The organism is Pectobacterium atrosepticum (assembly GCA_019056595.1).
In the GTDB taxonomy this organism is placed as follows: domain Bacteria; phylum Pseudomonadota; class Gammaproteobacteria; order Enterobacterales; family Enterobacteriaceae; genus Pectobacterium; species Pectobacterium atrosepticum.
Map to the genome: position 1 here is coordinate 1,783,761 of CP036163.1, position 18,325 is coordinate 1,802,085.

Below are 18,325 nucleotides of genomic sequence, written 5' to 3' on the forward strand. Positions count from 1 at the left end.
CGCCATCCTTCCCCGAGCATTTCTAGTTATGAGGGTGTCACGCTGTTACGTTAGCGCTCGGCGATCGTGAAAACCTTTGCGCTTTTGCCATCACGTCCCCTACGCTGGCAGCACAGGGAAGATTGGTGCGATCCGCTTCAAAGATTTTATAAAAAGCCATTTTAACTGAACAAAACTCGCAGTTCGTTTATGGCGATCACAGGATAGGAAGTGAGGAACAAGCAAGAAGGAAGGCGGAGCTGGCAGCAGGCTACGCCTCATTATGTCTTGAAAAACGGCATTTTTTTAATCGAGGACGAGATTATTCCGCGTGCTGTAAGCGCCACAGAAAAGTTTGCCGCGCATGGGCTAAACGTGGCTGGCGCAGCGCGCCCGGCACCCAGACCAGATAGTAATCAAGCTGCGTGGTGCCGACAGGCGGCGGGATAATGACAAGTTCCCCCGAATCCAACAGATCCTGACATAAATATATCGGCATCACCGTCCAGCCAAACCCGCTGGTCAGCACACGACGCAGCGCACGCAGATCTTGGCTCACCACGGCGGGCACCAGTCCCTTATCCTGTATGCGGTTTTTCTTCAACCAGTGATCAATCAGAGGAAGCTCCAGGTCATACGCCAGCATCGGCTCCCGTGCCAGCGCCTGCGGCAGATCGTCTGCCTGTACCAACCGTTCGACAATCGCGGGCGCCGCCACGGCCTGTAGCGTCGCACTCTTTAACAGATCGCTTTTCAGCCGCTTATCCGTCACGGGATGCGCCGTTATGCCCAGATCGCAATGCCCTTCCAGCAGCATCTGTTTAATCAAGTCGCCGTCACCGGTATGCATATGCACCCGGACACCCGCCTCAAGCAGCGGAAACAGCTGTTCTGATACCACTTCAGCCATGAAATCCGCATGACCAATGATATGCAGCGTCCCCGCGACATCCATTGACCTCGCACGGGCGGAGGCCAACGCCGCTTCGGCTTCATCCAGTTTATCCCCGAGATCCGCCGCTAAGTCATCTGCTGCCGACGTTGGCGTCACACCGTTTGCCTGACGCTCAAAGAGACGACGCCCCACCGCGACCTCCAGCCCGGCAATGTGCTGCGACACCGCAGGCTGAGTCAGATTGAGCGCGCGCGCCGCCCCGCTAATTGAGCGCTGTCGATAGACTTCCACAAACGTACGTAGACGAAGGAGTGACATGAGATACCTATAGAGCCTGAGATATAAAATTATTTATACCCCTAGAATAATAATCTTGTTGGCGGACGGATCAACCCCTGCCGTATCCTTTATCCCATCTTGAGTGACCCGGAACCCCGGCTAACTTTCTGTTTTCTCTGGTACTCGACGACTAAAAGGGGACAAAACATGTCGACACAACAATCCAAAAAGGATTTACAAGCCATCCTGAAGACGATGAAGCGTGCTCACATTGCATCTGGCCCCGCCGATGCCGCGCTACGTAAAGATCGCTTACAGCGCAGCATCAATCTGCTCCGTGAAAACCATGCGGCGCTCGCGCAGGCCATGAGTGATGATTTCGGCCATCGCAGCCTGTATCACTCGTTCGCTGCCGACATCGGCATCACGCTAAAGATGCTACAGAACGCCATCGATAACGTTGAACGTTGGATGCAGCCAGAACCGGTTGATGAACCCGCTCCCGGTATGCAGGCATGGATTCAACATCAGCCTCTGGGTGTGATCGGCGTGATCAGCCCGTGGAACTTCCCGGTAAACCTGTCATTCGGCCCGCTGGCTGACATTTTTGCCGCAGGTAATACCGCGATTCTGAAACCGTCAGAACTGACGCCACACACGTCTGAACTGCTGGCGGAATTGATTGCCCACTATTTTGACCCGCTGGAATTGGCCGTCGTGTTGGGCGATGCGGAAATCGGTCAGGCATTCAGCGAACTGCCGTTCGATCATTTGGTCTTCACCGGCAGCACCGCCGTGGGGAAACATGTGATGCGCGCGGCGGCGGCGAATCTGGTGCCGGTCACGCTGGAGTTGGGTGGCAAATCACCCGTCGTCATTGATAGCAGTGCAGATATCACAGAAGCTGCTGAACGCACGCTGACGGTAAAAACTTTCAACGCGGGGCAAATCTGCCTGTCGCCGGACTATGTGCTGCTGCCTGAAGGTCAGGAACAGGCTTTCCGCGATGCTGCCAAAGCCTTTATGCAGAAAAGCTTCCCGACACTACAGGCGAACCCAGATTACACGTCTATCATTGCTGATAGGCATTACGATCGCCTGATTCGACTCCTGAAAGAGGCTGAACAGCAAGGCGCGACCGTCGTTAGTCTGGCACCGGAAGGCGAAGCGTCCTACGATGCCAAAAGCCGCAAAATTGCCCCACATCTGGTGTTCGGCGTACGCGATGATATGACGATCATGCAGGAAGAAATTTTCGGCCCGCTGCTGCCCGTCAAAACGTATCAAACGGCAGAGGAACCGATTAACTACATCAATGCGCATCCACGTCCGCTGGCGGCCTATCTGTTCAGCCATGATGAAGCCATGCAGCAACGCTTCGCCGGCAGAACAACGTCAGGCGCGTTGGTTATCAATGATGTGATGACGCACGTCTCCATCGACACACTCCCGTTTGGCGGCGTTGGCGCATCCGGCATCGGCGCATATCACGGTGTCCACGGATTTCGCCGTTTCAGCCACGCCAAACCGATCGTCATACAAAGTGAAGATGGCGCGTCTAACCTGACACTGCGTGCGCCTTACCATGAGAAACAAAATGCGATTGTCGCAGTTCTCAAAGGCTAAATGGCCTCTATTCACCCGAATATCCTGCAGCTATAGAGAGAAAAATGATGAAAATTTTAATGGTCCTGACTTCTCACGACAAACTGGGCAACACCGGTAATAAAACCGGCTTCTGGCTGGAAGAATTTGCGGCACCTTATTACACCTTTAAAGATGCGGGTGCCGAGATCGTTCTCGCTTCCCCTGCTGGCGGCAAACCGCCCCTCGACCCGAAAAGCGATCTGGCTGATTTTCAAACCGAGCTGACGCATCGCTTTAAAGCAGACCCTGCTGCGCAGCAGGAACTGGCTAATACGGTAAAACTGGATACCGTCATCGAACAGGATTTCGATGCGGTCTTCTATCCCGGCGGCCACGGTCCGCTGTGGGATCTGGCTGAATCGCCCGTCTCTATCGCGCTCATCGAGGCCTTTGTACGTGCCAACAAGCCAACCGGTTTTGTCTGCCACGCGCCGGGCGTGCTGATTCATGTGAAAACAGAAGACGGCGATGCCCTGATTAAAGGCCGCAAAGTGACAGGCTTCACCAACGGTGAAGAAGAGGCGGTTCAGTTGACGGACGTGGTGCCTTTCCTGATTGAAGATGAATTCAAGAAACTCGGCGGCCTGTACGAAAAAGGCCCAGACTGGGCACCGTACCTTGTTGAAGACGGCAAGCTGATCACCGGTCAAAATCCGGCAAGCTCAGAAGTGGTCGCCAAAGCGATTCTCAAGCAGTTGGCTTAATCCGCGTTATACCTCATTTTTCTGTGTCTAAAAACAGGGCCGCATCGCAACGCTGATGCGGCCCTGTCATCAAGTGAAGTCCCCTATATTTCAGGGGGGAGACAAAATTGAATCGACCTGCTGCGCGGTTAAATCGAAACCGTAAAAACGCTGATAAAAATCATGCGTCTCTTTTGCCATATCGATGTGCTGCATCTGCTGCGGATACAGCGTTTTTGCCAACCAAAGAAATTGCAGCGCCTGCTCCGAGGTTTCCCGACACCACCAGAACATGCCCAGCGGATTGGCATAAACACGCCCCTGTTTTACCGCACGTAGCTGCTGCCACTGTGCATCCTGACGAATCGCTCTCGCATCCGCAGCCCGCATCGTAATAATCACATCAGGGTCGGCCTGAAAAATCTGCTCAAGCGAAACGGGTGCGGTTGTCACACCTGAACGGCTAAACCACGGTTCTGCCACATTGATCGCACCGCCCAGATCCATCCAGTCCTGATTCAGTGAAGGACGTCCCGACGTCGTTAACGGATCGCCAACCGCATGGTAGACCTTCACTCTCTGCTGTGACGGAATGTTCTGGATCACTTCCGTCACGCGTCTGACATTGTCCTGATAATAAGCGGCAAAATCCTGTGCCCGACGCGACGCTTCCGGCCCCAGAATCTCACCGGTGATCAACGTGCGTTCCACCATCGCCGCCAGCGAGTTGTAGCGCAGCGGTACGATGGCAATTCCGGCCTTATTCAACGCTTCGGCTTCAGCAACCGGCACGCTGTCCGACACGAAAAAGACCTGAGCACGGCGCGCAATCAACGCTTCGGTATTAATTCCCATGTTTCCGCTCTGGGAAACCAGCGAAGCCTGCGTAATGGACGGCATAAACTGGCGGAACAGCGGCATATCGCGCACGAGTTTCGTCGTCCCGACAATACGATCGCCATAGCCCAGCATAGCCAGTATCGAGTTTTGCGCATTCCATGAGGTCGCTATCCGCTCAACCGTCGCGGGCACCGTCACTGCACGGTCGCCGTAATAGTGAATCGTCCGCGGCGCGGACTCAGGCGTTTCTGCCTGAACCAAATGCACACCGGAGAAACTCACCGCCAACAGCATTAGCGCATTAAGCAGAAGCTCACCGTATCGCGCGGCAAAATAACGTTTCAGCATCGCACTCACCAATCAACGGTCAGAGAAGCGCGGATTTCACGCGGGTCACCAACGAAAGCGTTAGCGCCGCCGTTAATGCCGTCCGTGCTGCCGGGGAAAATAGAAGCCCAGTAACGTTCATTGGTGACATTATTGAGCGCCACACGAAACGCTGCTGGCTTGTCGTACAGCTTGAAGCCGTAGCGTGTTCCCAGATCCAGCGTCACATAGCTATCCGCCCAGGATGTGTTGGTGTCATTGGCCGCACGTTTACCGGTGTAGTGGAGATTGGCTATATAGACCAGATTGGGCGCAGACGGATGGCTATATTCCGTCAGCAAATTAGCCTGAAATTTCGGCACGCCGACCACTCGCTTATCACGCGTCGCGGCTAATGCGGTGTCTTTCAGCTTGGGATCCAATAGCGTCATGCTGCCGTAAAGGTGCAAACCGGAAAGCACTTCACCATCCGCCATCAGCTCCAGACCCGTGTTGACCTGATTGCCCTGCTCTTTGAACACGTTATCTGCTGCAACATACGCGAAGGGACGTTCCAAACGGAAAATAGCCGCATTCAGATTCAACCCATCCCACTGGGATTTCACCCCCGCCTCGTATTGAGTACTGCGATAAGGTTTCAGCGTCTGCCCTTTATTCACCACATAGTCATCCGTTGGCGCAGTACCGCCCTGCTCCAGCGAATCGGCATAGGCGACATAGGTCATCACGTTAGACAAGGGTTTGTACATCAGTGACACCGTCGGGCTGGTGCCTGTATCGCGAGTCACCCCACCATCAGAGCCAAAACTGCGTGAAGTGATCCAACTTTGGCTCACTACGCCCATGGCTGACCAACGATCGTTGAACGTGATGGTATCGCCAGCGGTGATAGCCTGCTGGCTGGTGCGGCTGGATTTATAGCGGCCCGATCCCAGATAGAAACGCCCATCGCTGGGATCGGTATAATGACGCGGTGAATCAATGGTGCTGTTTCCCAGCGGAAAGCGCCTGCTATTCCCTAGCCCGTTATAGATTGTCCACTGGTATCCCGTAGTACTGAATACCACGTCATGCGAAGGCCCATTCGTATCGATATGGCCGTTCAGTTGCAGCGTATTGCTCAATACCTTAAAACGTCCGGCGGAATAAGGCTGCGTCAGAGAGGTACTCACTGTGCCTTGATTGTTAGTAATAGCATTCGACAGCGAGCGCATACCGCGATCGGCAGTTTGATAGCCCACGCCACCCGAGGCGTACCAGTTATTGTTGAAGTAGTGCTTCAGGCGCGTGCTGGTCGTTTTCGTTACCAGATCGAGACCCGCAAAGCTCTGCCCGTATCCCTGTTTTGTCACATCCGGTGCGCTGGGTAACTGAATTGTCGGCCCATAGGAAAAACCACCGGCATAACCCATTTTTCGGAAACGATACTCGCTGGCGTTCACTTCCAGCACCGTGTCGGGGGAAAGATTCCAGTCAAACGCGACACTGGCTAATTGCCGTCTCAATGTGCTGTTGCTGATACTTCCTTCACCTTCATCGTGTAGCAGATTAATACGGTAGCCGAACTGGTTTTCATCCCCCGCATGCCCGCCTAGATCGGCATAGCCCACCGCGGCACCTTTACCGGAATAGCCAACGGTAAAGCGGTTTAACGTCTGCGCTGTCGGCCTTTTCTGCGTGAAGTTAAACTGCCCGGCTGGGCTAGCAGGACCATACAGTGCGCCAGTGAGGCTGTTAATCACGTCCAGCCGCTCCAGCATTTCCACCGGAAACGCTGTGGTAGAAATAATGTTCAGCCCATCCAATCGGCTGTTCGCCAACACGTCACCTTGCATACCACGGCTTTGTGGGCGACCTACGTCAATGCCACCCCGCGCCTGCATCTGGCTGGAGGCGCTGTATTTTAGGAGATCGTTAACGTTCTTCGCCTGCTGATTGGCAATCATGGCTTCCGTTACGGTCGTGGTCGAATACGGCGTATCCAGCCTTGCGCGTTTACCCAGCGGCCCGATCTCCACCTCATCGGTCGTCATACCTGCGCCAGCCAGATTCACATTCACCTCGCTGCGATCGGCTTTAACGACCATAACGTCAGCCGCCTTTGCCTTTTCGCTGTTATTGATCGTTGCCGGTTCGGCGCTCAATACGGGTGGAACAACCACCATTAATACTGGCAATAACCACTGTGCTTTTTTTCTATTATTTTTTCGGGCTTTCATCCGCTATATCCCTGTTGGTCAATATTATGTCAATAATCGATATATAACTCTTTATATATCGATACGTACTATACAGACATGACAGGAAGAAAATAAGGAGAGCGATAGAGGGATTTATTTTATAAAACTTTGAATTTTAAAAATTAAAATATAAAAATGAGGTGTATGAATGATACTCAAAAATGAGCATCAGCCATACCCACTGAAGGACGTGTTGAGCGGTAAGAATGTGGCGCAGCAACGGCCCGAAGGGTGACAGACAGGGTTTCCGCCATAAAAAAACGTCAGGAACATTTTTCAACGTTGCGCAGCAACGGCCCGAAGGGTGGCGGACAGGGATGTCTGCCATAAAAAAATCCAGAAACGCTTTCACGCTTCTGGATTTTTATAGCTAATCACGTTGGGCGCGTATCAGGCCACCTTCTCGGCTACCCGATTACGCCGGAGACGCAATTACTGGCCTTTAACTTCTTTCAGGCCGTTGAACGGCGCAGAGTCACCCAGCGCTTCTTCGATACGAATCAGCTGGTTGTATTTAGCAACACGGTCAGAACGGCTCATAGAACCGGTTTTGATCTGGCCCGCAGCTGTACCTACTGCGAGGTCAGCGATGGTTGCATCTTCAGTTTCGCCTGAACGGTGAGAGATAACAGCGGTGTAGCCTGCATCTTTCGCCATTTTAATTGCAGCCAGTGTTTCGGTCAGAGAACCGATCTGGTTGAATTTGATCAGGATAGAGTTAGCGATGCCTTTATCGATGCCTTCTTTCAGGATCTTGGTGTTGGTTACGAACAGATCGTCACCAACCAGCTGGATTTTGTCGCCCAGAACCTTAGTCTGGTAAGCGAAGCCAGCCCAATCAGATTCGTCCAGACCGTCTTCGATAGACACGATCGGGTACTGTTTGGTCAGATCTTCCAGGAAGTGGGTGAATTCTTCAGAGGTGAACGATTTGTTGCCTTCGCCAGCCAGAACGTATTTACCGTCTTTGTAGAATTCAGACGCTGCGCAGTCCATCGCCAGCGTGATGTCTTTGCCCAGCTCGTAGCCTGCTGCTTTTACCGCTTCTGCGATAACGGCCAGCGCTTCGGCGTTGGAACCCAGGTTTGGCGCATAGCCACCTTCGTCACCAACAGCAGTGCCCATACCTTTGGATTTCAGAACTTTAGCCAGGGTGTGGAACACTTCAGAACCCATACGGATGGCTTCTTTCAGGGTTTTCGCACCAACAGGCTGAATCATGAATTCTTGGATATCAACGTTGTTATCCGCATGCTCGCCGCCGTTGATGATGTTCATCATTGGCAGTGGCATAGAATATTTACCTGGGGTGCCGTTCAGCTCAGCAATGTGAGCGTACAGCGGCAGGCCTTTTGACGCAGCGGCTGCTTTAGCGGCTGCCAGAGAAACGGCCAGAATGGCGTTAGCACCGAACTGAGATTTGTTTTCAGTACCATCCAGGTCGATCATGATCTTGTCGATGTTCGCCTGATCTTTCGCGTCTTTACCCAGTACAGCCTGAGCAATCGGGCCGTTAACAGCAGCAACGGCTTTCGTTACGCCTTTGCCCAGAAAACGGGATTTGTCACCGTCACGCAGTTCCAGCGCTTCGCGAGAGCCAGTAGAAGCTCCTGATGGCGCAGCAGCCAGACCTACAAAACCACCTTCCAGATGAACTTCAGCTTCAACAGTTGGGTTTCCGCGTGAGTCGATGATTTCACGGCCGATGACTTTAACAATTTTGGACATTAGATTTTCCTCAGTACAAGTTAAACTAAAACTTTAGATAGAACTAAAACCCTAGACGAGCAACGCGCGATAACAATCGCGCGTTGCTGATATAACTCTTACTTCACCTGACGCTTCTGATACGCGCCAGCGGCTTTGACAAAGCCGGCAAACAGGGGGTGTCCATCTCGCGGCGTTGATGTGAATTCCGGGTGGAATTGACAGGCAACGAACCAAGGATGATCGGGTAACTCGACAATCTCCACCAGTTTGCGGTCGGCGGAAAGGCCAGCAACCCGTAATCCCGCCGCTTCAATCTGTTTCAACAACATGTTGTTAACTTCATAACGATGACGGTGACGTTCAATAATCGTCTGTTCACCGTACATCTGACGCACCAGACTGCCTTCGGTCAGATGGCATTGCTGCCCGCCAACGCGCATGGTGCCGCCCAGATCGCTTGCTTCATCACGGACTTCAACATCGCCGTTCTCATCACGCCATTCCGTGATCAACGCAACCACTGGGTACTTACAGTCTGGCACAAACTCCGTTGAGTTTGCCCCTTCCATCCCGGCAACGTTACGGGCAAATTCCATTAATGCGACCTGCATCCCCAGGCAAATGCCCAGATAAGGGATATTGTTCTCACGGGCGTAATTCGCCGACATGATTTTCCCTTCGACGCCACGATAGCCAAAACCGCCCGGAATCAGGATAGCGTCTAAATCTTTCAATACTTCGACACCACGGGTTTCAACATCCTGTGAGTCGATCAGCTTAATATTTACCGTCAGACGGTTCTTCAACCCGCCGTGCTTAAGCGCTTCAATAACGGATTTGTAGGCATCGGGCAGCGCAACATATTTGCCGACCATACCGATAGTCACTTCGCCGCCCGGATTGGCTTCTTCATACACAACCTGTTCCCATTCTGACAGGTTTGCTTCGGGGCAGTTCAAGCTGAATCGTTTACAAATATAATCGTCCAGACCTTGTGATTTCAATAGTGCTGGAATTTTATAAATCGAATCAATGTCTTTAAGGGATATTACTGCTTTTTCTGGCACATTACAGAATAAAGCAATTTTTGCACGCTCGTTGGCGGGCACTGTGCGGTCGGAACGACAAATCAGCACGTCAGGCTGAATACCGATAGAAAGCAGCTCTTTAACGGAGTGCTGCGTCGGCTTGGTTTTCACTTCGCCCGCTGCCGCCAGATACGGCACCAGCGTCAGGTGCATAAACAGCGTGTGCTCACGGCCCACTTGTACTGCCATCTGCCGAATCGCTTCAAGGAACGGCAAAGATTCGATATCACCGACAGTACCGCCGATTTCTACCAGAACGACATCGTGGCCTTCGCCACCTTCAATAATGCGCTCTTTAATCGCGTTGGTGATATGTGGGATCACCTGAATGGTCGCGCCCAGATAGTCGCCACGGCGCTCTTTGCGCAGGACATCAGAGTAGATACGGCCAGTGGTGAAGTTGTTGCGGCGCGACATTTTAGTGCGGATGAAACGCTCGTAGTGACCCAAGTCCAGATCGGTTTCGGCACCGTCTTCGGTGACAAACACTTCACCGTGCTGCGTCGGGCTCATCGTGCCCGGATCCACGTTGATATACGGGTCCAGTTTCATGATGGTAACGTTGAGGCCACGGGCTTCAAGAATAGCCGCCAGAGAGGCTGCGGCAATGCCTTTACCCAGAGAGGAAACGACCCCGCCGGTCACAAAAATATAATTAGTTGTCATGCTGAACCTGAGAGTTTAGGTTTAAAGACGATGGAGGTACCAAGACGGGAAAGTAGTATACCTGAACCTGATGAGCGCCACAAATGTTCGTTTTACACAATGTGGCGATCCCAACACGCGCGAAGATTAGGTAAAACCGCGCTTACCAAAACCTTCAATTACCTTTAAAAACAATAGAATAAAATCATTAAAACAGATAAAAAACCAGCTTGTGGTTAAAAATCGATTAATGGCTTATTTCCTGTTTTTTCACCTGCTGCCACGCGGCTTCCATTTCATCCAATGTTGCCTGTTCCAGCGTTTTTCCTGATGCTGTAACGATTTGTTCTACCTCACGAAAACGACGAGTGAACTTGCGATTAGCAGCCTGTAACGCGCTCTCTGCCTTGTGCCCAAGGTGACGAGAGAGATTGACTGTGGCGAACAATAAATCACCAATCTCTTCACCTAATTTTTCTTCATCGACAACGGCTTGTCGCGCCTCAAACATCACCTCATCGATCTCTTCATACACTTTGTCGAGAACCGGGCCCAGACTGTCCCAATCGAAGCCAACTGACGAACAACGTTGCTGAATTTTTTGCGCTTTCATCAACGCAGGCAGCGCATCAGGAATGTCATCCAACGGCGAGTGACGATCTTTTTCCGCACGTTCTTGCGCTTTTGTCTGCTCCCAGTTTGCCAGCACGGCATCGCTGTCCGTCAGCGTCAGTTCCCCGAAAATATGCGGATGACGACGTTCCAACTTGTCGCTGATGGCGTTACACACGTCGGAGAAATCGAACAGTCCCTTTTCCTGCGCCATTTGTGCGTAAAACACCACCTGAAACAGCAAATCTCCCAACTCACCGCGCAGATCGTCAAAATCCTGACGGCTGATGGCATCCAGCACTTCGTAGGTTTCTTCCAGCGTATAAGGCGCGATGGTGTCAAAAGTCTGCTTCTTGTCCCACGGACAACCATTTTCGGGATCGCGGAGGGTTTTCATGATGGCGAGCAGGCGCTCGACGGAGGATAAATTCGTCAAAGATACAGTCATAATATTCCTGAAAATCAAAAATTATTTTTACGAAGATTGCAGACAAGCTGGAGAGGTTTCGTGCGCGATACATTCCAACGATCATTTCCGCAACTGCGTCGCGCCCGACACGGGGCGTCCAATCGACGCCGCCCCGTGACCCCAGTCTTTTGCGCGGGAATTACGCCGCTTCGCGGTGCCTTCGGAAATACAGTCCTCTGGCGGACCGTCGCTGACGCGTTCCCTACGCGGCAGCGACTTTCGTGGCATCCATGCCACTCATCCTAGATAACTGTGTTTCCTCAGCGTAATTTTTACGCTTGAGGCAAAACACAAAACCATTATTTACGCCCCCTGCTGGCGCCGCGCATCAATCACATCCGGCAGTTGGTTGAGCTTCGCCAGAACGCGGCCCAGCACTTGCAGGTTGTAGATTTCGATATCCATATCAATCGTTGCCAGTTGCTGTTTGGTGTCGCTGCGGCTGGCAACGCCCAGTACGTTGACCTTCTCATTCGCCAGAATCGTGGTGATATCTCGCAGCAGGCCGCTACGATCGTTGGCAATTACCCTTACCACCAGCGAATAGCCGCTGGAGTAGCTTTCACCCCATACCGCGTCCACAATGCGCTCCGGCGAACTTGCCCGCAGTTCGTCCAACTGTTCACAGTCAGCGCGGTGAATCGAAATCCCGCGTCCGCGAGTGATAAACCCAGTGATCTCATCACCTGGGATCGGCTGGCAGCAGCGGGCAATGTGATGCATCAGATTGCCAACACCTTCAACCACCACACGACCATTGTCTTTGTTATTACTGCGCGCTGGCGGCTGATGCGTTTTTTGCGTCAGTTGGCGCAGGGCTTCGCGATCCAGTTCCTCCGCACTCGGCTGTTTTAACTGCGATTGCAGGAAATTCACCATCTGGTTCAGACGCACGTCACCGCCGCCAATAGCAGCTAGCAATTCATCCAGCGAATTCACGTTGTAGCGCGGCAGCAGCAATTTTTCCGCCGCTTTCAGGCTGACGCCCAAATGCGCCAGTTCGTCATCCAGAATCTGTCGACCCGCCAAAATGTTCTTGTCGCGATCTTGCTTACGGAACCAGTTCTGGATCTTGGAGCGTCCACGGCTGGTAGTGATATACCCCAGATTCGGGTTCAGCCAGTCACGGCTTGGGTTCGGCTGCTTCTGGGTGATAATTTCAATCTGATCGCCCATGTGCAACTGGTAGGTAAACGGCACAATACGTCCGCCGATTTTCGCTCCGATGCAACGGTGCCCAATATCGCTGTGGATGTGATAAGCAAAATCCAACGGCGTTGAACCCGCAGGAAGATCCACCACGTCGCCTTTCGGCGTAAAGACATAGACACGATCGTCAAACACCTGGCTGCGAACTTCGTCCAGTACGTCATTCGAATCAGACACTTCTTCCTGCCAGGCGAGCAGTTTACGCAGCCAGGCAATGCGCCCTTCGTAACCGGAACGCCCGCCGACTGCGGTGCCTTCTTTGTATTTCCAGTGTGCCGCAACGCCCAGTTCAGCATCTTCATGCATCTGACGCGTACGAATCTGAATTTCGAGCGTCTTTCCGCTAGGCCCTAACACCACGGTGTGGATGGACTGATAGCCGTTCGGTTTGGGGTTAGCGACGTAATCGTCAAACTCGTCCGGCATATGGCGATAGTGTGTATGCACGATACCGAGCGCCCCGTAGCAATCCTGCAAACGCTCAACGACAATACGTACCGCACGCACATCGAACAGTTCATCGAACGACAGTGCTTTCTTCTGCATCTTGCGCCAGATGCTGTAGATATGCTTGGGACGGCCGTAAATCTCTGCCTGTACGCCCTCTTCTTTCATCGCATCGCGCAGCGTTTTGACAAAATCATCAATGTACTGCGCACGATCGATACGGCGCTCGTGTAGCAGCTTGGCGATTTTTTTATATTCATCAGGATGCAGGTAGCGGAAGCAGAAATCCTCCAGCTCCCACTTCAACTGGCCGATGCCCAAGCGGTTAGCCAGCGGTGCGTAGATATTGGTACACTCTTTGGCCGCCAATACCCGTTCTTCTTCCGGGGCATCCTTCACTTCACGCAGGTGTGCAATACGCTCGGCGAGCTTGATCACCACGCAGCGGAAATCTTCTACCATCGCCAGCAGCATGCGACGGATGTTATCAACCTGCTCAGACGCGTCCGAATCATTCTGCGTCGCTTTGAGCTGGCGGATTGCATCCATATCGCGCACGCCATGCACCAAATCAACGATGTTTTTCCCAAACGCGGCTTCCAGCGTCGCTTCATCGACTACGTTCGCATCGGCCAGCGGAAAAAGCAGCGCCGCGCGCATGCTGTCATTGTCCATGCTGAGCGTGGACAGGATTTCTACCATTTCGATGCCGCGCCACAGCAGTAACGATGCATCGGGCTGATTTTGCGTTTGCTGCTCACAGTAACGCCAGGTTTCGGCTAAACGTTCACACGATTGCTGACTGGCAATACCCAGTGAAGCAATCCACGCGTCAGGGACGAATTCACCTTCCGTATTCAAATGCGCACTTCTTACCGCAACCATAATTTCTCCCTACGTTACCCTTCACCTTGCAAACGTCGCGACTTTGCTGCTTATTGCGCCTTCCGCGTGCCGGTATCGTGCAAAAACAGTGCCATCGACTCAAGGTGTCCGGTATGTGGAAACATATCCAACATCGCGACATTCGCCAGCCGATAACCGGCTGCGAGTAATACTTTGCTGTCGCGCGCTAGCGTCGTGGCGTTACAGGAAACATACACCACTCGTTTCGGTGCCAGTCTGGTAATCTGCTCCATCACGCCTGCCGCGCCCGCGCGTGCCGGATCAAGTAATATCTTATCAAAACCTTGGGCTGCCCACGGCTGCTGTGTGACGTCATCTTCAAGATTTTGGTGAAAAAATGTGACATTGGACAGGGCATTGCGTCGGGCATTCTCACGCCCTTTCTCAACTAACGCGGTAACCCCTTCCACACCAACAACGCTGGCGGCACGCTGTGCCAGTGGCAGCGTGAAGTTGCCCATGCCGCAGAACAGATCCAATATTCTATCCTGTGGTTGCACATCCAGCCACGCCAGTGCCTGCGCAACCATCTGTTGGTTCACTGCATCATTGACCTGAATAAAATCACGCGGGCTAAATGCCAGCGTCAGCCCGGCGATGTGATAAACCGGCTCTTCACCATGCAAACACATCAGCGATTCAGCATCCGGTGCCAGATAAACCGAGACACCCTGCCGTTGGGCAAAATCACGCAATGCCTGCTCGTCCGCTGGGTGAAGTGGATCAAGGTGCCGCAGCACCAGCAGCGGACCGTTCTCCGCCTGCACCAGTTCCACATGCCCAAGGCGTTTCACTGCGCTTAATTGGCTTAAACAGTCGCGCAGTGGTTGCAGCAGCGCTTCAAGCTCGGGGCGTAACACCGGACAAGCTTTGATATCCACCAGATCGTGAGAATTTGACTGTCGATAACCCATCAACAGCCGCTGCTCTTTTGCCTGAAAGTATAACGCAAGCCGCGCGCGCCTCCGATAGGCATAAGGTGTGCCAGCAATAAGCGATGCGGCTGACAGCTCAATACCCGTTTCCCGCGTCATCATGCGCATCAACGCCGCCGTTTTGCTGCTCTGTTGCAGCGTAATTTCTGCATGCTGCTGCTGACAGCCGCCACAGCGGGTAAAGTGAGGGCACGGCGGCTCAACGCGCTGCGGGCTAGGCGTCAACAGGCGTTTAAGCTTTGCATGTGAAAACTGACGCTTCTCTTCCGTCAGTTGCACCTCGGCCTGCTCTCCCGGCAGCACACCCGTGACAAAAACCGTCTTTCCTTCGTGACGCGCTACACCTTGCCCAAACGGGTCAAGTGACGCGACCGTGACAGTGAGGTTTTTCGCTGGAACCGCTTTCCGGGTCGTCACACGCCGGTTTGGAGAGTAGAATTGCGCCATAATGTACTATCGATTGATCTCTTGAGTTGAACGGCTGTACTCGAATTATTTAAGGTATAACTAAATTAAATAATAGGATGCCTAGCATCCTCTAATTCTCCCACATTGGAACCTCATGACCAAATACAGTCTTCGTGCACGGATGTTGATACTGATTTTGGCACCGACGCTCATGATCGGGCTACTGCTCAGCTCGTTCTTCGTCATCCATCGTTACAATCAGTTGCAGGCGCAATTGGCCGATTCAGGCACCAGTATCATTGAACCGCTAGCGACCATCAGCGCTTACGCCATTACCCATCGCCAGATGGACACGATTCCTGCGTTAATCAACACGCTTCATCGCCGCCATTCCGCGATTATTCGCACCATTAGCTTGTTCGATGCCCGTAATCAGCTACTGGCCACCACCAATGTACGCAACAGCGTGACATTACAGCCGATCAGCAGCGATGCGCTTTCATACAATAGGTTGCACCTGCACCACACGAATGATGCGCTGATTCTGCACATGCCGATCGTCAATGACAGCGAGTTCATGCCTAGCGGGGCGACGCCCGTACTGCCCGGTACCGCCACGCCCCTCGGCTATCTGGTGATCGAGCTGGATACCAGCACTATTCGGCTTCAGCAGTATCAGGAAATTTTTATCGCCGCGCTCTTGCTGCTGTTATCTTTGGGCGCCGCCGTCCTCTTTGCTTATCGTCTGATGCGGGATGTCACTACCCCGATCCGCAATATGGTTGATACCGTCGATCGCATTCGCCGCGGGCAGTTGGATAGCCGGGTGGAAGGCTACATGCTCGGCGAGCTGGATATGCTGAAAAATGGCATTAACTCGATGGCGATGTCGCTGACTGCCTACCACGAAGAGATGCAGCAAAATATCGATCAGGCAACCTACGATCTGCGCGAAACGCTGGAGCAGATGGAGATCCAAAACGTCGAACTGGATCTGGCTAAAAAACGGGCGCAGGAAGCGGCACGCATCAAGTCTGAGTTTCTGGCAAATATGTCACATGAACTGAGAACGCCGCTGAATGGCGTGATCGGTTTCACCCGTCAGACGCTGAAGACCCCGCTGAACACGACGCAGACTGATTATCTGCTCACCATCGAACGATCCGCCAATAATCTGTTGAATATTATTAACGATGTGCTGGATTTCTCGAAGCTGGAGGCTGGGAAGCTCGTGCTGGAAGATATTCCATTCTCCCTGCACAGCACGCTGGACGACGTCGTGATGTTGCTGGCGCATACAGCACATGAAAAAGGGTTGGAGCTAACGCTCAGTATTCAGAATGACGTTCCAGAGCAGTTTGTCGGCGATCCGCTGCGGATACAGCAAATCATCACCAACCTGTTGGGTAACGCGATTAAATTCACTGAACAGGGCAATATTGATATTCGGGTGGAAAAGCGCCGACAGGAACATCATCAGGTTCAGCTAGAAGTGCAGATACGCGATACTGGCATCGGTATCGCCGAGTTGCAGCAGTCACAGCTGTTTCAGGCTTTCCGACAGGCAGACACCAGTATTTCACGTCGTCATGGCGGCACAGGACTCGGGTTGGTCATCACCCAGCGTCTGGTCAAAGAGATGGGCGGCGATATCAGTTTCCAAAGTCAGCTCAACAAGGGATCGACCTTCTGGTTCCACATCACGCTGCCGCTCAACCCCCACGCCATGCCGACCGAGCCAGCTTATACGATGCTGCAAGGTAAACATCTGGCCTACGTCGAGTACCATCCGATTGCCGCACAGGCCACGCTGGATATCCTGAGCCAGACGCCGTTGATGGTGAGCTACAGCCCGACGTTTGAGCAATTGCCGGAAGGTGATTTTGATATCCTGCTGCTCGGTATTCCTGTGCAATATCGCAATATGCTGCTCGACTACACGCCCAGACTGCGCGATATCTGCCGCCGTGCGCCTTGCGTGATTCTGGCGCTGCCCAGTCTGGCGCAAATGGATGCCGAGCAGTTGAAAACCTTCGGCGTGCATGCTTGCCTGAGCAAACCGCTCGCCGCATCACGCCTGCTGCCCTTGCTACAGGACAGCACGCTGTTTCAGCTCTCTTTTCTGCCTGACGCTACCACATCGCACCAGAGTGTCGTTCGCCATCCAGCCCGTCTGCCGCTGAGTGTGATGGCAGTGGATGACAACCCAGCCAATCTGAAGCTGATCGGTACACTGCTGGAAGAACAGGTCGATACGATTATCCTGTGCGAAAGCGGAACAGACGCTATTTCACAGGCGAAAATGCATCAAATCGACATTATCCTGATGGATATTCAGATGCCGGGTATGGACGGCATTTGCGCCAGCGAGCTGATCCGCCAGATCCCTCATCATGCCACTACGCCCATTATCGCGGTGACTGCGCAGACCATGACGGGCGAACGTGAGCACCTGTTACGCTCAGGTATGGATGATTATCTGGCTAAACCGATAGACGAGCAGATGCTAAAAAGCGTGCTGACACGCCATGCGCGGAAAGATCCGCTGAAGCGCGACCGGGGAAATATTGCGGGTTTGCTGAACGAGCACGACGATAGCCAACTCTCACTCGACTGGGCGCTGGCGCAGCAACAGGCGGCGAACAAGCCGGAACTGGCACGTGACCTGTTACAAATGCTGTTGGATTTCCTGCCGGAAGTTCGGCAGAAGATAGAAAATGTGCTGAATGGTCAAACGGATGACAACATTATCGAGCTGGTTCATAAACTGCACGGCAGTTGCAGCTACAGCGGCGTCCCGCGTCTGAAACGCATCTGCCGCTATCTGGAACAACAGCTACGTAACGGCGTTCATGCCAGCGATTTGGAACCTGAATGGCTGGAACTACTGGACGAGATCGATAACGTGAACAAAGCCGCCCAGCCGCATATCAAACCTCTGCATTCGTCGTTATGAACGCGTCAGCATGAACACGCAGTAAAGCAGGCGTATTACGAACACCTGCC

General features: G+C 53.0%; 11 protein-coding genes. 3 read left to right on the forward strand and 8 right to left on the reverse strand.

Features of this window, described 5'->3' with window-relative positions:
- Positions 1-301: 301 nt before the first annotated feature.
- Positions 302-1,192, reverse strand: coding sequence for a LysR family transcriptional regulator (locus DCX48_08750; GenBank protein QXE14578.1), 891 nt, complete (start codon positions 1,190-1,192; stop codon positions 302-304).
- A gap of 168 nt (positions 1,193-1,360) precedes the next feature.
- On the opposite strand from DCX48_08750, the gene DCX48_08755 reads away from it, so the two are divergent.
- Both DCX48_08755 and DCX48_08760 read left to right on the forward strand, forming a co-directional pair.
- A complete protein-coding gene (locus tag DCX48_08755) occupies positions 1,361-2,779 on the forward strand; it encodes a coniferyl aldehyde dehydrogenase (protein QXE14579.1) in 1,419 nt (472 codons plus the stop codon).
- A gap of 47 nt (positions 2,780-2,826) precedes the next feature.
- Positions 2,827-3,504, forward strand: coding sequence for a type 1 glutamine amidotransferase domain-containing protein (locus tag DCX48_08760; protein QXE17193.1), 678 nt, complete (start codon positions 2,827-2,829; stop codon positions 3,502-3,504).
- Positions 3,505-3,594: 90 nt separating this feature from the next.
- On the opposite strand, the gene DCX48_08765 is transcribed toward DCX48_08760, so the two are convergent.
- The 7 genes from DCX48_08765 to rlmD form a co-directional block, all read right to left on the reverse strand.
- Positions 3,595-4,671: an ABC transporter substrate-binding protein gene (locus DCX48_08765; GenBank protein QXE14580.1), complete on the reverse strand. Its 1,077-nt coding sequence runs from the start codon at positions 4,669-4,671 to the stop codon at positions 3,595-3,597.
- A 5-nt stretch (positions 4,672-4,676) separates the two neighbouring features.
- Positions 4,677-6,869, reverse strand: coding sequence for a TonB-dependent siderophore receptor (locus DCX48_08770; GenBank protein QXE14581.1), 2,193 nt, complete (start codon positions 6,867-6,869; stop codon positions 4,677-4,679).
- Positions 6,870-7,322: 453 nt separating this feature from the next.
- Positions 7,323-8,618: a phosphopyruvate hydratase gene (locus DCX48_08775; GenBank protein QXE14582.1), complete on the reverse strand. Its 1,296-nt coding sequence runs from the start codon at positions 8,616-8,618 to the stop codon at positions 7,323-7,325.
- Between the two features lie 98 nt (positions 8,619-8,716).
- Positions 8,717-10,354: a CTP synthase (glutamine hydrolyzing) gene (pyrG, locus tag DCX48_08780; protein QXE14583.1), complete on the reverse strand. Its 1,638-nt coding sequence runs from the start codon at positions 10,352-10,354 to the stop codon at positions 8,717-8,719.
- Positions 10,355-10,580: 226 nt separating this feature from the next.
- Positions 10,581-11,393, reverse strand: a complete 813-nt coding sequence (locus tag DCX48_08785; GenBank protein ID QXE14584.1) for a nucleoside triphosphate pyrophosphohydrolase — start codon at positions 11,391-11,393, stop codon at positions 10,581-10,583.
- Positions 11,394-11,717: 324 nt separating this feature from the next.
- The gene (gene relA, locus DCX48_08790; protein QXE14585.1) at positions 11,718-13,955 is read right to left on the reverse strand and encodes a GTP diphosphokinase; all 2,238 of its coding nucleotides are present in this window, start codon (positions 13,953-13,955) and stop codon (positions 11,718-11,720) included.
- 50 nt (positions 13,956-14,005) lie between these two features.
- Complete coding sequence (rlmD, locus tag DCX48_08795; GenBank protein QXE14586.1) at positions 14,006-15,358, reverse strand: 23S rRNA (uracil(1939)-C(5))-methyltransferase RlmD; 1,353 nt, start codon at positions 15,356-15,358, stop codon at positions 14,006-14,008.
- A gap of 115 nt (positions 15,359-15,473) precedes the next feature.
- Between rlmD and barA the strand changes: the two genes are divergently transcribed.
- Complete coding sequence (gene barA / locus DCX48_08800; GenBank protein ID QXE14587.1) at positions 15,474-18,275, forward strand: two-component sensor histidine kinase BarA; 2,802 nt, start codon at positions 15,474-15,476, stop codon at positions 18,273-18,275.
- Positions 18,276-18,325 lie beyond the last annotated feature (50 nt).

Coding starts and splice junctions, on each gene's coding strand:
- barA (QXE14587.1), top strand. CDS start 15,474: ATGACCAAATACAGTCTTCGTGCACGGATGTTGATACTGATTTTGGCA.
- DCX48_08775 (QXE14582.1), bottom strand. CDS start 8,618: ATGTCCAAAATTGTTAAAGTCATCGGCCGTGAAATCATCGACTCACGC.
- rlmD (QXE14586.1), bottom strand. CDS start 15,358: ATGGCGCAATTCTACTCTCCAAACCGGCGTGTGACGACCCGGAAAGCG.
- DCX48_08785 (QXE14584.1), bottom strand. CDS start 11,393: ATGACTGTATCTTTGACGAATTTATCCTCCGTCGAGCGCCTGCTCGCC.
- relA (QXE14585.1), bottom strand. CDS start 13,955: ATGGTTGCGGTAAGAAGTGCGCATTTGAATACGGAAGGTGAATTCGTC.
- DCX48_08765 (QXE14580.1), bottom strand. CDS start 4,671: ATGCTGAAACGTTATTTTGCCGCGCGATACGGTGAGCTTCTGCTTAAT.
- pyrG (QXE14583.1), bottom strand. CDS start 10,354: ATGACAACTAATTATATTTTTGTGACCGGCGGGGTCGTTTCCTCTCTG.
- DCX48_08755 (QXE14579.1), top strand. CDS start 1,361: ATGTCGACACAACAATCCAAAAAGGATTTACAAGCCATCCTGAAGACG.
- DCX48_08760 (QXE17193.1), top strand. CDS start 2,827: ATGAAAATTTTAATGGTCCTGACTTCTCACGACAAACTGGGCAACACC.
- DCX48_08750 (QXE14578.1), bottom strand. CDS start 1,192: ATGTCACTCCTTCGTCTACGTACGTTTGTGGAAGTCTATCGACAGCGC.
- DCX48_08770 (QXE14581.1), bottom strand. CDS start 6,869: ATGAAAGCCCGAAAAAATAATAGAAAAAAAGCACAGTGGTTATTGCCA.